We start from the raw sequence: 12,963 nt of genomic DNA on the forward strand, positions 1-12,963 counted from the left end.
ATCAGCCATCACTGAACCAACGTCAACCTCTGCGGGTGACAAGTCAGGAGTTGTACGTGCTTTGCGCCCGCTCCAACCCCTCCAGCACCAACGCCTCCACCGCGTCCGCAGCCCGGTCCACGAAGTAGTCCAGCTCCTTGCGCTCCGCCGACGAGAAGTCCTTCAGCACGAAATCCGCCACCTGCATCCGCCCCGGCGGCCGCCCGATCCCGAACCGCACCCGGTGGTACTCCGCACCCATCGCCTTCGTCATCGACTTCAGACCGTTGTGCCCGTTGTCCCCGCCGCCCAGCTTCAGCCGCAGCACGCCGTAGTCGATGTCCAGCTCGTCGTGCACCGCCACCACGTTCGCCAGAGGCACCTTGTAGAAGTCCCGCAACGCGTTCACCGGACCGCCCGACAGGTTCATGAACGACATCGGCTTCGCCAGCACCACCCGCCGGCTCCCCGCACCCGGCGGACCGATCCGGCCCTCCACCACCTGCGCCTGCGCCTTCCCCGCCCGCTTGAACCGCCCCCCGATCCGCGTCGCCAGCAGATCGGCGGCCATGAAACCCACGTTGTGCCGGTTCATGGCGTACTCCGGGCCCGGATTGCCGAGACCCACGATCAGCCACGGCGCGTTCGCATCGGTCGTCACCTGCATGTCTCCTCACATACGCGCAGACCGCCGCCCCCCGAAGGGAGCGGCGGCCGACGAAACGGGATACCGGGAAAATCAGGCCTCGGTGGCCTCGGCCTCGGCGTCCGCCGGAGCCTCCTCCGCCTGAGCCGCCAGGACCTGAAGGACGACCGCGTCCTCGTCGATCGCCAGCGTCGTGCCCTTGGGCAGCGGGATGTCCTTGGCCAGGATGGAGGCACCGGCCTCGAGACCCTCGATGGAGACCGTGACCGACTCCGGGATGTGCGTCGCCTCGGCCTCGACCGTCAGCGTGCTCAGCACGTGCTCGAGCAGGTAGGCGCCCGGCGCCAGGTCGCCCTCGGTGTGCACGAAGACCTCGACGTTGACCTTCTCGCCGCGCTTCACGAGCAGCAGGTCGACGTGGTCCAGGAAGCCCTTGATCGCGTCACGCTGCACGGCCTTCGGGATCGCCAGCTGCGTCTTGCCCTCGAGCTCCAGGCTGAGCAGCACGTTCGGGGTACGCAGCGCGAGCTGGAGCTCGTGGCCCGGCAGCGTGATGTGCACCGGGTCGGCACCGTGGCCGTACACCACGGCCGGAACCTTGTTGGCGCGACGGATACGACGGGCGGCGCCCTTGCCGAACTCGGTCCGGGACTCGGCGGCAAGCTTCAGCTCAGCCATGTTCACTCCTCGTAGAACGGGGGAAAGGTGGTCACCCGGCCAACCATCGGCCTGCTACGAAGAGCGCGTCGATAACGGACCGCCGTACACACGCGCCACACACACGCGTACGGCCTCCCTCGCCGAGCAACTGTGACAGCTTACGCAGCGGGAAGGCCGTACACGAAATCGATCTAGAACCTGTCTCTGACGGCAGCCGTCACTGCTCGTCGAACAGGCTCGTCACCGAACCGTCCTCGAACACCTCACGCACCGCGTTCGCGATCGTCGGCGCGATCGACAACACCGTGATCTTGTCGACTTCCAGCTCGCCCGGCGTCGGAAGCGTGTTCGTGAACACGAACTCGCTCACCTTCGAGTTCTTCAGACGGTCCGCCGCCGGACCCGACAGCACACCGTGCGTCGCCGTCACTATGACGTCCTCCGCACCGTGCGCGAACAACGCGTCCGCGGCCGCGCAGATCGTGCCACCCGTGTCGATCATGTCGTCCACGAGAACACAGACACGGCCCTTGACCTCGCCCACGACCTCGTGGACCGTCACCTGGTTCGCCACGTCCTTGTCGCGCCGCTTGTGCACGATCGCCAGCGGCGCGCCCAGACGGTCGCACCAGCGGTCCGCCACCCGCACCCGGCCCGCGTCCGGCGACACCACCGTGAGCTTGTCGCGGTCCACCTTCTGCGCCACGTAGTCCGCCAGCAGCGGCAGCGCGAACAGGTGGTCCACCGGACCGTCGAAGAACCCCTGGATCTGGTCCGTGTGCAGATCGACGGTCAGGATCCGGTGCGCACCCGCCGTCTTCATCAGATCGGCGATCAGCCGCGCCGAGATCGGCTCACGCCCACGGTGCTTCTTGTCCTGACGCGCATAACCGTAGAACGGCACGATGACGGTGATCGAACGCGCCGAAGCCCGCTTCAGCGCGTCGATCATGATCAACTGCTCCATGATCCACTTGTTGATCGGAGCCGTGTGGCTCTGGATCAGGAAACAGTCAGCACCGCGAGCCGACTCCTGGTAGCGAACATAGATCTCACCGTTGGCGAAATCGAAGGCCTTCGTCGGGACGACCCCGACACCCAGCTGGTGGGCGACCTCCTCGGCAAGCTCGGGGTGGGCGCGGCCGGAGAAGAACATCATCTTCTTCTCGCCGGTCGTCTTGATCCCGGTCACAGCACTGTCTCCTCAGAGGTGTCTCAGCTGGATGTCGAGAACCCTTCGCCGCTGGGCGCGACAAGGACGTCTCAGCTGGTAGGTGCGGGTGTGCACTTATCACGGTACGCCGTGTTCGACGTGCCCGTTTCCGGTCAGCTTCCGCTTTCGTCCTGGCGGGACGCCGTCTCGGCCGCCTTCGCCGCCGCGCTGCCCGGACGCTTACGGGCCACCCAGCCCTCGATATTCCGCTGCTGACCACGGGCCACGGCCAGCGAACCGGGCGGCACATCCTTCGTGATCACGGACCCGGCCGCGGTGTACGCGCCGTCCCCGACCGTGACCGGAGCCACAAACATGTTGTCCGAACCCGTCTTGCAGTGCGAGCCGACGGTGGTGTGGTGCTTGCTCTCCCCGTCGTAGTTCACGAACACACTCGCCGCGCCGATGTTGCTGTACTCGCCGATCGTCGCGTCACCCACGTACGACAGGTGCGGAACCTTCGTCCCCTCGCCGAGCGACGCGTTCTTCGCCTCCACGAACGTACCGATCTTGCTCTTCGTCCCCAGCCGGGTGCCGGGACGCAGATACGCGAACGGCCCCACCGACGCGCCCGCCCCGATCTCCGAGTCGTTGGACACCGTGTTGTCGACCCGGGCCCCCGCACCGACCACCGTGTCCTTCAGCCGGCTGTTCGGACCGACCTCGGCGCCCTCGCCCACGTGCGTGCTGCCGTGCAGCTGCGTACCCGGGTGCACCACCGCGTCCCGCCCGAACGTCACCGTGACGTCCACCCACGTCGTCGCCGGGTCGATCACCGTCACCCCCGACAGCATCGCCGCGGTCAGCAACCGGTCGTTCAGTGTCCGGCGCGCCTCGCTCAGCTGCACCCGGTTGTTGATCCCGGCGATCTCACGGTGATCGGCGGCCACGGACGCGCCCACCCGGTGACCGGCCTCGCGCAGAATCCCCAGGACGTCCGTCAGGTACTCCTCGCCCTGGCTGTTGTCCGTGCGCACCTTCTTCAGCGCGTCCGCGAGCAGCGGTCCGTCGAACGCGAACACCCCGGAGTTGATCTCCCGGATCGACAGCACCGCGTCATCCGCGTCCTTGTGCTCGACGATCGCCGTCACGGCGCCGGACGTCTCGTCCCGGACGATCCGCCCGTACCCCGTCGCGTCCGGCACCTCGGCGGTCAGCACGGTGACCGCGTTGCCGTCCGCGTGATGCGTCGCGGCCAGCTCCGCCAGCGTCGCACCCGTCAGCAGCGGGGTGTCGCCGCACACGACCACCACCGTGCCGTCCACACCGCCGCCCAGCTGCTCGAGCCCCATCCGCACGGCGTGCCCGGTGCCGTTCTGCTCCTCCTGCACGGCGGTGCGCACGGCGGCGTCCACCTCGGCGAGGTGCGTGGTGACCTTCTCGCGTGCGTGTCCGACCACCACGACCAGGTTCTCGGGGTCCAGCTCACGGGCGGCGGCCAGCACGTGGCCCACGAGGCTGCGGCCGCAGAGCTCGTGAAGGACCTTCGGTATGTCCGACTTCATACGGGTGCCCTCACCCGCTGCGAGTACGACGACGGCTGCCGGGCGAATGGCGCTCACGGAGTTGCCCTTCGGCTGTGGAGAGGTGGGGACATCCGAAGGATACCGGGGCGTTTCCCGGCGGACATGAGAGCGGGCCCTGACGGTGATGTCAGGGCCCGGATCGTGTACGGCTCCCCCGCCAGGACTCGAACCCGGACATATGGCACCAAAAGCCACAGTGCTGCCAATTACACCACAGGGGAATATTCTCGCCCAATCCGGACATTTGCTCCGGCTGTCGAGTGGCGGTTCCTACTATGCCGTACCACCAGCCCTCGATGCGACGGTGTAGGTCGGCGCTTTGGAGTACGGCCCACCCGTAGGCAACCGTGGTAGCCCTCTCCGGTGTTGGTGCGGTTGGTCTGGGGGTTGTGTTTCTTGAGGCTCGTTTTCAGAAGGTCGTCGACCTTGATGCCGACCCGGTTCGCCCAGTAGGCCTCGGCTGCTGGGACGTTCGCTGATTCGTGGATGGCGACGGAGAGTCGTCGGCGTTCAGAACTCACCCCCAGAAGCTCGAGCCAGGCGAGGAACAGCGCGATCATGCCGGCGTCGCTGTTCACGAAGATGACCCGTCGGTTGGAGCTGGGTTCGGCCTTCGCTCCCTCGGCCCAGTAGAGCCCCACGCCGATGAGGAACAGTTCCCGGTCGCTGATCGACCCGATCTCCGCATACGCCTTGTCGCGTAGCTCGGCCCCCGCTGCGGCGCGACTCTTCACGGCGCGCTGCAATCCCTGCTGTGCCGCCGATGTGTCGGCGGGGCGCGTCCGCTCCGGGCGGGGCAGGTCCCGCACCCGGAGCGACACCGAGCTCTTGGAGCATCCCAGCTCGGCCTGGATCTCGTTGTACGTCCAGCCTTGCTGTCGCAGCTCTCGCGCCCTCTCTCGGAGATGGCTCTTCGCGCGCTTGCCGTTCGCATGTGTCATACGCATACCGTCCGGGCGGAATGCGGGGTTCCGGGGTCGAACGGGGGTGGTTCAGCCGTTCGAGGGATGTCGGTGGGTTTCGAGGCTGTCCGGTTACGGTGCGTGGTGTGGGGCGGGCGCGGAAAGTCGCCGGAAAAGGCGGGGGGTGCGCCCGTAGGCTGGAGGCATGACCATGACGGGGGCAGAGGACACGGCGGTCCGGGGAGGGCCGCTGTGGTGGGCCAGACGGCGCAGCGCGGTGTTCGACTCGGGCCTGGGGCTCGTGTCGGCTGTGGAGTGTGCGGTGGAGGGGGTGCCGTTCGCGCGGGACGCGGGGATCCCGGTGGCGGTGGGGGTGGTGTTCGGCCTGCTGGCCGGTTCGGTGCTGGTGGTGCGGCGTGGGTGGCCGATCGCGGTGGTGCTGGTGGCGATCGCGATCACGCCGGCGCAGATGGGTTACCTGATGGGCATCGTGGGGCTGTACACGCTGGCGGCGTCGGAGCTGCCGCGGCGGATCATCGCCTCGTTGGCGGGGATGCAGTTGGTGGGGACGTTGATCGTGACGTTCGTGCGGGTGCGGCAGAGCCTGGATCAGGGGCGTCTGACGATCGGGGACTGGTTCATTCCGTTCGCGGCGATCACCACGTCGCTGGGGTTGACGGCTCCGCCGCTGCTGCTCGGGCTGTATGCGGGGGCGCGGCGGCGGTTGATGGAGAGCCTGCGGGAGCGCGCGGACAGTCTTGAGCGGGAGTTGCAGTTGCTCGCGGAGCGGGCGGAGGAGCGGGCGGAGTGGGCGCGTAACGAGGAGCGGACGCGGATCGCGCGGGAGATGCACGACGTGGTGGCTCATCGGGTGAGTCTGATGGTGGTGCATGCGGCGGCGTTGCAGGCGGTGGCGCGGAAGGATCCGGAGAAGGCGGTGCGCAACGCGGCGCTGGTGGGTGACATGGGGCGGCAGGCGTTGACCGAGTTGCGGGAGATGCTCGGGGTGTTGCGCAGTGGGGTCGGGGTGGAGCGGGCGGCGTCCGCGTCGGTGGCGGTGGGGGTGGCCGCGGTGGTGGTGGAGGAGGGGGAGGGGCCGTGTCTGGAGGAGTTGGAGGAGTTGGTGGGGCAGTCGGCGGCTGCGGGGATGGTGGTGGATCTGACGGTGGAGGGTGAGGTGCGGTCGTATGCGCCGGAGGTGGAGCAGACGGCGTACCGGGTGGTGCAGGAGGCGTTGACGAACGTCCACAAGCACGCGGGGGGTGCGAAGGCGCAGGTGCGGTTGGCGCATCGGGTGGGGGAGATCGCGATGCAGGTGGAGAACGGGGCGCCGCCGGAGGCGGGGTCGGCGTCGTCGGCGGGGTTGCCGTCGGGGGGCAATGGGCTGGTGGGGATGAGGGAGCGGGTGGTGGCGCTCGGCGGGGTGTTCGTGTCCGGGCCGACGGAGGCGGGTGGTTTTCGGGTGTCGGCGGTGATTCCGGCGTCGTAGGCGGGGGTGGGGGGGGCGGCCGTCCCGTCCGTCGTGTGGTGGGGGTGGTGCGGCGGGGTCCGGGGGCCGGGGTTCGGGTCAGCCTGCGGTGAGGCGGGTGGGTTCGGCGCCGGAGGTGAGGGTGTTGAGGGCGTGGTCGATGTCGGGGCCGAGGTACCAGTCGCCGGTGTGGTCGAGGGCGTAGACGCGGCCTTCGGCGTCTATGGCGAGGAGGGCCCGGTCGTCGGCCTCGGCGCCGAGGGGGGCGACTTCGGTGTCGAGGGCGCGGCCGAGGTCGGCGAGGGTGCGGGCGAGGTGGAGGCCGTGCAGAGGGTCGATGTGGAAGGTGGTGGGGGCGATCTGGCGGCCGGGCCCGGTGGGGGTGATGGTGAGCCCGCCGAATTCGGCCCAGGCTTCGACTGCGGCGGGGAAGACGGCGTGGCGGTGGCCGGCCGGTGAGGTGTGTTCGCGGAGGGTGTCGGCCCAGATTTCGGCTTGTTTGATGTCCCAGCGTCCGGGTTGCCAGCCGGCGGCGCGCAGGGCGGCGTCGACGGGTACGGGGAAGCGCGTGGTGGAGGTGCGGTCGGGGTGCATCTGCCCTTCGTCCGTGCTGTGTCGGGGTGGTGCGGGTGTGCCGGTGGGCTGCTGGGGGTGGGGTTCAGGAGCCGGTCGCGGGGTCGACGACGCGGACGCCGAAGTGGGCGCTGAGGGCGGAGCAGGCGCGGCAGGGGGTGGCGAAGGCGCCGTGGAGGGGGTCGCCGTCCTCGCGGATGTGGCGGGTGGTGAGTTTGGCTTGTTTGAGGGTTTTCCGGGCTTCGCCGTTGGTCATGGGGCGGCGGGCGGCGCGTCTGCTGCGGGCGGCGTCGGCGGTGGTGATGTGGCGGGAGATGAGCAGGGCTTCGGCGCAGCGGCCGGTGGAGCGGTCGCGTTGGGCGCTGGTGAGGGTGTCGAGGAAGTCCTGGACGAGTGGGTGCAGGGGTGGCGGCTGGTCGCCGCGGGCGGCGGTGCCGGTGAGGGTGGCGCCGCGGACGGAGAGGGCGGCGGCGACGGTGGGGAGTATGCCGTCGCGGCGGTGGAGGAGGGCGGGGATGGGGGGTGTGGTGGTGGCGGACCAGCCGATGCGGGGGTCGCCGGTGTGGGCGGTGTGCAGGTTGTCCGGCCTGCCGGTGTGTGGCCCCGTCTGTGTGGTGTTCATGATCGTTTCCCCTCCGTGCATCCCCCCGGAGGTCACAGAGTGCCAAACGGCGGGGCCGGTGCGGAAGCTGGGGCGGTGCGACACGCCCGGGGCGGGGTGGGTCGTCACGGCGGGGTGACGGCTGGTCACGGAAGTGGAGGGCCGGTGACCGCTGTCGTCGTACCGCATAGGCTGTCGCACCGTGAGCGCGCGGTTGACGCGCGTCGGAGATCGTTGGAGACAGTCGATACGGGTCGTGGCGGGTCGGGTCCGGAAGCGGAACCGGCTGTCGCGGGCCGTACAGAGTGCCGCAGGGGGCAAACCGCCATGACGACAGGTCGGCTCGGGCTGGGGGCGCCTCCCGGCCGCCAGGTGGGGGGACAGGGCACGCCGCCGAACGCGGCCTACGCCGGGCAGGTCGTGCATTTCCCGGATCCGGTCCGGGCCGCGCGGCACCCGAGGGGTGTGCGGGTGGACGAGCGGGGTTATCCGGACTTCTCGCCGTATGCGCGGGCGGCCGCGGAGATCGCGGATCCGCCGGAGGGCTTCGGCGTGGACGAGTTGCGGTTGACGGACTACGTGTCGGCGAACGCGGCGTCGGCGGCTTCGGGGCACGAGTTGTGGGACACGGTGCCGGCGGTGGCGACTCCGCACGGCTGGACGTGGCATCACGTGGTGGGTTCGCGGCGGCTGGAGTTGGTTCCGGTCGAGGTGAAGGCGTTGCTGCGGCATCACGGTGGGGTGTCGACGGCGTTGGTGGACCAGGCGAAGCGGGGGACGCGGCCGTTGCAGGAGACGCGTCCGGCGCATTTCGGTCTGCCGAAGTCGGGTGTGGCGGTGTCGGAGCAGCAGGTGCAGGGGGTGGAGGAGGACCTGGGGTATCGGCTGCCGGGGGCGTACCGGTCGTTCCTGAAGGCGGCGGGCGGGTGTGCGCCGGTGGGCGCGGCGCTGGACGCGGAGCTGGGCCTGCTGGTGGATCAGCCGTTCTTCACGGTGCGTGACGAGGCGGCGGTCAACGACCTGGTGTATGTGAACAAGTGTCTGCGGGACCATCTGACGAAGGACTATCTGAGCGTCGGTTTCGTGCAGGGCGGGTTGCTGGCCGTGAAGGTGCGGGGCGAGCGGGCCGGTTCGGTGTGGTTCTGCTCGTACGACGATGTGCGGGACGTGGATCCCGGGTGGTCGCCGGCGGAGCGGATGGAGCGGTTGTTGTTGCCGTGCGGTGAGGACTTCGACGTCTTCCTGTCGCGGTTGGCGGGCAATCCGCCGGAGTTGGCGACGGTGGCGAATCTGATGGTGGACGGCGGGTTCGCGCGGGCGGTGCCGGCGTCTTCGGCGTCTTCGGCGGGGGAGTGAGCTGGACGATGGTGACGTTCGCGCAGGCGCAGGAGCGCGCCGAGGAGTGGGTCAACGGGGATGTGCCGGCGTATCAGCACCGTGAGGTGCGGGTGCGGGAGTTCGAGCTCGGGTTCGTGGTGTGGGCCGAGGACCGTGCGGAGGGCCCGCGTTCGGACGGGGGCGCACAGCGGCTGGTGATCGCCCGGGACAGCGGGGAGGCCACGTTGTGGCCTTCGGTGCCGGTGGGCGAGGTGATTCGCCGGTACGAGGAGGAGTACGGCCGTCCGGAGGGTCCTGCGGACGCGGTGCCGGCGCCCGCGGCGCGGGTGGATCTGAATCAGACGTCGTTCCTGTTGTCGCCGCCGGAGTGGTTGCAGGAGGCGGCGGACAAGCTGGGGATTCCCGACCGGCGGGAGTCCGGTTCGGGGTCCGGGGACGCCGCGTCGACGTCCGGGGCGGCTTCCGGCGCCGGGTCGGGTTCGGGAGCGTCGTCGGGCGCGGGTGCGGGCTCGTTCGGTGCGGGTGCGGGTGCGGGTGCGGGTGCGGGTGCGGGTGTCGGTGGTGATCCGTCGCTGCCTCGGACGCAGGGCGGTGTGCCGGGGAGCCGGCTGCCCGAGACACAGGCCGGGGTGCCGACGGGTCCGGCGGCGGCTGCTCCGGTTGCCGCTCCGGCCGGCGCGACGCCGTGGGCGGGGACGGACACCAACGCCGACGCCGGTGACGACCGTTCGGTACCGCTGCCGGCGACCGTGTTCGCGCCGCCGCTGAGCGGGTCCGACGACGAGGAGGCGGGGCCTCCGACGGCCGCGCCGGACGCCAAGACGGCGTTGATGTCCGGTGGCAGTCAGCTTCCGCCGACGGCGGTCGCCCCCGCGCTCGGTGATTCGGGTGCGCCGGGCGAGCAGGGTGTGCGGCAGACGTCCGGGAGCGGGTCGGCCGGACCGTCCGCGACGCCTCCGCCGGCGGGTCCGACGCCTCCGCCGGCGGGTCCGCCCGGATCGTCGTACGGCTATCCGCAGGGTGTGGGTGCCCCAGGTGCCCCAGGTGCTGCGGGGGCTCCGCAGCCGCAGGCCGGTCCGGGGGCTCCGGCGCGGCCGCTCGCGCCGAACGCCGGTGACATCGCCGACGCGGCGACCAGCAAGGCCGCGCCGCCTCCGCGCCGCAACCGCGGTGCGGGAGCCCCTCCGCCTCCGCCGGGCGTCCCCGGAGCGCCGGGCGCGCGGCCGGGCGGCACGCCTCCGCCGCCGGCCGCGCCGTCCGGCCCGGGTGTGCCGGGCACTCCGGCGGGCGGCTACGTGCCGACACAGCTGATCTCGGCCCTGGAGCCGGGTGCTCCGGGTGGCCCGGCGGCTCCCGGTGCTCCCGCCGCGCCGCAGGTGCCCGGTGCGCCGAACCCGCCCGGGGGGACGCCTCCCGGCGCGGTCCATCACGCCGCGACGATGTTCGCCGACCCGGGTCGGATGGGTCCGGGCGCCGCTCCGCATCCGCCGGGGGCCCATGGCGCACCCGGTGCCCCCGGCGCGCCGCAGGTTCCGGGTGCCGCCCCTGGCGCTCCGGGCGCTCCGGGCGGGAACGGCTCGGCGGGCGGCGGACAGGGCGCTGTCCACCATGCCGCGACGATGCTGGCCGGCCCGTCGGCGGGCGGGCCGGGCGCGCCCCCGCCGCCGCAGGCTCCCGGGGCGCACGGGGTCCCCGGGGCGCCTGGTGCTCCCGGTTTCCCGGGTGGTGCTCCCGGTGTGCCGCCGGGGCCTCCCGGGATGGCTCCGGGCGTCCCGCGGCCGCCGATGCCGCAGCCGCCGATGCCGCCGGGCGCGATGCCGCCGCCGGGCGGGCCGGTACCGGGGCAGCCGCCGTCGTACGGGTACCCGCAGCAGCAGGGGCTGCCGACGGTCGGGCCCGGCTATCAGGCCGTGCTGCGCTTCCGGGCGCAGGACGGTTCGGAGCAGCAGCTGATCCGGCGTTCGGCGCCGGGCACCCCGCACCCGGAGTGGCAGATCTTCCACGAGCTCCGGGCGATGAACGTGCCGCCGGACCAGGTGCTCGAGCTGCACACGGAGCTGGAGTCGTGTGAGCTGCCGGGTGCCTACTGTGCGCGGATGATCCGCGAGCAGTGGCCGCAGGCGCGGATCACGAGCATCGCGCCGTACGGCACGGATCACGCGAGCCGGCAGCAGGGCATGCAGCAGTTGTTGGCGCATCAGGGCGAGTTGCACCAGGTGGCGGACGGTCCCGCGCGTCCGGGGCCGGTGCGGGCGCCGCTGACCGCGGTGCCGCCGGTGCCGCCGGTGCCGCCGGAGGCGATCGGGCAGGAGCTGGCGGCGGTGTTCGGGCCGGCGGTGTTCCGGTTCGAGCAGGCGGCGGTGTCCCGGCAGGGTGTGCCGCCGGTGGTGGCGCACACCCTGGTGGTGGCGGGTCTGCCGGCGGACATGGGGCCGTTCTTCTGGGCGCAGGCCCAGCCGGGGCGGCCGGTGCCGACGCTGGCGGAGCTGGCGGCGGAGCGCGGTGTGCAGCCGGCCTCGGACGCGGGTTCGTACCTCGTCATGGGCAGCGACTTCGGCAAGGCGATCTGCGTGCAGTACGGGACGGCGAACATCGTCGCGGTGCCGGTGGAGGCAGGTCTGGGCGGTGCTCCGGTGCCGCCGCAGTTCGTGAACACGGGGCTGCCGGAGTTCGCGCGCTGTCTGGCGCTGCTGGGGCGGATGTGGCGGCTGCGGTTCGGTCTGAACCAGGAGCAGGCGGGCCGCTGGACCGTCGACTTCCAGGCCCAGCTGGCCTCGCTCGACCCGGCGGCGCTCGGTTCGCCGGAGAGCTGGTGGTCGGTGCTGCTGGAGCAGATGTGGGACGGACTGCTGTGACGGGTGGTCACTGAACCCGCGGGCGCGGGCGCGGGCGCAGGCAACGGCGCCGGACCTGACGCGTAGGGCGGAGAACGGGCCGGGCCCGGTCGGAAGACCGGGTCCGGTCTTGTCGTGTCCGGGTGAGGCCCGCGGTGGTGCCGACCGTCGGCGTGACCTGAACGCGGAGTGTCGCGTTATGAACACTTACACCCGATACATCAAGATATGCGCGAAATCATCATGTCGTGTCCGTCGGGTGGCGAGGGGTTCAAGGATGAGCAGCGCATCGGTGTCACCGCCGGGGTTCGTGACCGTTCGCGGTCGCGGCTACCGCCCTGAGCAGGTAGAGGCGTACACGGCAGCGCTCTGCGCCGACCGGGACGCGGCGTGGGAGCGGGCCGCGCGGCTCACCGTCCTCGCCCGGCAGACGGAGGAGGAGGCCGAGCGGTTGCGCGAGGTCGTGACGGGGCTCGCGCCGCAGACCTACGAGGTGCTGGGAGAGCGTGCGCAGCGCGTTCTCCAGCTCGCGACCGAAGAGGCGGAGGACGTTCGCGCGTGTGCGCGGCGTGCGGCGGCGGACGAGGTCGCACACGCCCGGACGTGCGCCCTCCACGCGCGTGGGGCGGCGCAGGAGGAGGCGGACGCGCTGCGCGAGGAGGCCGAGGAGTGCGCGCGTCGGCTGCTGCTCGCGGCGCGCGCCGAGGCCGACGAGATCCGCATCGGCGCGCGCCGCGAGGTGAAGGAGTACCGGGGCGAGGCGCTGGCCGCCCTGCGCGAGGTGCGGCAGCGCACCGCCGCGATGCTCGACGAGCAGCACAAGGAGCATGCCGAGCGGTGGGCCGCGGTGGAGCACGAGGCCGCCGAGCAGGCCGCCGGCCTCGACGCGCGGCACGCGGACGCGGTGGCGCGCGCCGAGGCGGCGCTGTCCGCGGCGAAGCAGGCGTTCGCCGAGGCCGAGGAGTCGGCCCGCCGCGGTCAGGAGGAGGCACACACGCGTGCGGCCGGCATCCTCACCGAGGCGCGCGCCCGGGAGGAGCGCACCGAGCGGGAGACGGAGCGCGTCCTGCGGGAGCACGCCACGCGCGGGGAGGACGTCCAGGCGCACATGGATCACGTCCGCAACAGCTTGACCGCCCTCACCGGCCGCGCGGTCGACTGACGTTCGCCCGGCAGCCCGCCCGAAAGCCCGGCAGCCCGCCCGGCGGGCGGATCGTCCTTCC

General features: G+C 71.6%; 11 protein-coding genes and 1 tRNA gene. 4 read left to right on the top strand and 8 right to left on the bottom strand.

Annotation, left to right across the window (positions count from 1 at the left end):
• Nucleotides 1–43: 43 nt before the first annotated feature.
• The 6 genes from pth to C6376_RS13040 all read right to left on the bottom strand — a co-directional run bounded on the left by pth (nt 44) and on the right by C6376_RS13040 (nt 4,965).
• The gene (pth, locus tag C6376_RS13015; RefSeq protein ID WP_107443570.1) at nt 44–646 is read right to left on the bottom strand and encodes an aminoacyl-tRNA hydrolase; all 603 of its coding nucleotides are present in this window, start codon (nt 644–646) and stop codon (nt 44–46) included.
• A 72-nt stretch (nt 647–718) separates the two neighbouring features.
• Nucleotides 719–1,303, bottom strand: coding sequence for a 50S ribosomal protein L25/general stress protein Ctc (locus tag C6376_RS13020; RefSeq protein ID WP_107443571.1), 585 nt, complete (start codon nt 1,301–1,303; stop codon nt 719–721).
• 199 nt (nt 1,304–1,502) lie between these two features.
• Nucleotides 1,503–2,477 (bottom strand): ribose-phosphate diphosphokinase, encoded by a 975-nt coding sequence (locus tag C6376_RS13025; protein WP_107443572.1) that lies wholly within the window; start codon nt 2,475–2,477, stop codon nt 1,503–1,505.
• Nucleotides 2,478–2,611: 134 nt separating this feature from the next.
• Entirely contained in the window at nt 2,612–4,060 is a 1,449-nt protein-coding gene (gene glmU, locus C6376_RS13030; protein ID WP_107443573.1) for a bifunctional UDP-N-acetylglucosamine diphosphorylase/glucosamine-1-phosphate N-acetyltransferase GlmU, read from the bottom strand.
• A 113-nt stretch (nt 4,061–4,173) separates the two neighbouring features.
• A tRNA-Gln gene (locus C6376_RS13035) sits at nt 4,174–4,245 on the bottom strand.
• Entirely contained in the window at nt 4,231–4,965 is a 735-nt protein-coding gene (locus C6376_RS13040; protein WP_216825586.1) for a hypothetical protein, read from the bottom strand. The genes C6376_RS13035 and C6376_RS13040 overlap by 15 nt, the downstream gene beginning before the upstream one ends.
• 166 nt (nt 4,966–5,131) lie before the next feature.
• On the opposite strand from C6376_RS13040, the gene C6376_RS13045 reads away from it, so the two are divergent.
• Nucleotides 5,132–6,415 carry a sensor histidine kinase gene (locus tag C6376_RS13045; RefSeq protein ID WP_107443574.1) on the top strand — a complete coding sequence of 428 codons (1,284 nt, stop codon included), beginning with the start codon at nt 5,132–5,134 and terminating at the stop codon, nt 6,413–6,415.
• 78 nt (nt 6,416–6,493) lie between these two features.
• Here the strand turns inward: C6376_RS13045 and C6376_RS13050 are convergent, their stop codons facing one another.
• Both C6376_RS13050 and C6376_RS13055 read right to left on the bottom strand, forming a co-directional pair.
• A complete protein-coding gene (locus C6376_RS13050; protein ID WP_107443575.1) occupies nt 6,494–6,988 on the bottom strand; it encodes an SUKH-3 domain-containing protein in 495 nt (164 codons plus the stop codon).
• Nucleotides 6,989–7,052: 64 nt separating this feature from the next.
• Nucleotides 7,053–7,589 carry a YwqJ-related putative deaminase gene (locus tag C6376_RS13055; protein WP_107443576.1) on the bottom strand — a complete coding sequence of 179 codons (537 nt, stop codon included), beginning with the start codon at nt 7,587–7,589 and terminating at the stop codon, nt 7,053–7,055.
• A 306-nt stretch (nt 7,590–7,895) separates the two neighbouring features.
• On the opposite strand from C6376_RS13055, the gene C6376_RS13060 reads away from it, so the two are divergent.
• The 3 genes from C6376_RS13060 to C6376_RS13070 all read left to right on the top strand — a co-directional run bounded on the left by C6376_RS13060 (nt 7,896) and on the right by C6376_RS13070 (nt 12,902).
• Nucleotides 7,896–8,924: an SMI1/KNR4 family protein gene (locus C6376_RS13060; protein ID WP_254075927.1), complete on the top strand. Its 1,029-nt coding sequence runs from the start codon at nt 7,896–7,898 to the stop codon at nt 8,922–8,924.
• Nucleotides 8,925–8,932: 8 nt separating this feature from the next.
• A complete protein-coding gene (locus C6376_RS13065) occupies nt 8,933–11,761 on the top strand; it encodes an SUKH-4 family immunity protein (RefSeq protein ID WP_107443577.1) in 2,829 nt (942 codons plus the stop codon).
• Nucleotides 11,762–12,017: 256 nt separating this feature from the next.
• Nucleotides 12,018–12,902, top strand: a complete 885-nt coding sequence (locus C6376_RS13070; protein ID WP_107443578.1) for a cellulose-binding protein — start codon at nt 12,018–12,020, stop codon at nt 12,900–12,902.
• The last annotated feature ends 61 nt before the right edge of the window (nt 12,903–12,963 follow it).

It is taken from the genome of Streptomyces sp. P3, assembly GCF_003032475.1.
Taxonomy (GTDB): Bacteria; Actinomycetota; Actinomycetes; order Streptomycetales; family Streptomycetaceae; genus Streptomyces.

Coding starts and splice junctions, on each gene's coding strand:
- C6376_RS13065 (WP_107443577.1), top strand. CDS start 8,933: ATGGTGACGTTCGCGCAGGCGCAGGAGCGCGCCGAGGAGTGGGTCAAC.
- C6376_RS13020 (WP_107443571.1), bottom strand. CDS start 1,303: ATGGCTGAGCTGAAGCTTGCCGCCGAGTCCCGGACCGAGTTCGGCAAG.
- pth (WP_107443570.1), bottom strand. CDS start 646: ATGCAGGTGACGACCGATGCGAACGCGCCGTGGCTGATCGTGGGTCTC.
- C6376_RS13055 (WP_107443576.1), bottom strand. CDS start 7,589: ATGAACACCACACAGACGGGGCCACACACCGGCAGGCCGGACAACCTG.
- C6376_RS13040 (WP_216825586.1), bottom strand. CDS start 4,965: ATGACACATGCGAACGGCAAGCGCGCGAAGAGCCATCTCCGAGAGAGG.
- C6376_RS13045 (WP_107443574.1), top strand. CDS start 5,132: ATGACCATGACGGGGGCAGAGGACACGGCGGTCCGGGGAGGGCCGCTG.
- C6376_RS13060 (WP_254075927.1), top strand. CDS start 7,896: ATGACGACAGGTCGGCTCGGGCTGGGGGCGCCTCCCGGCCGCCAGGTG.
- C6376_RS13050 (WP_107443575.1), bottom strand. CDS start 6,988: ATGCACCCCGACCGCACCTCCACCACGCGCTTCCCCGTACCCGTCGAC.
- C6376_RS13070 (WP_107443578.1), top strand. CDS start 12,018: ATGAGCAGCGCATCGGTGTCACCGCCGGGGTTCGTGACCGTTCGCGGT.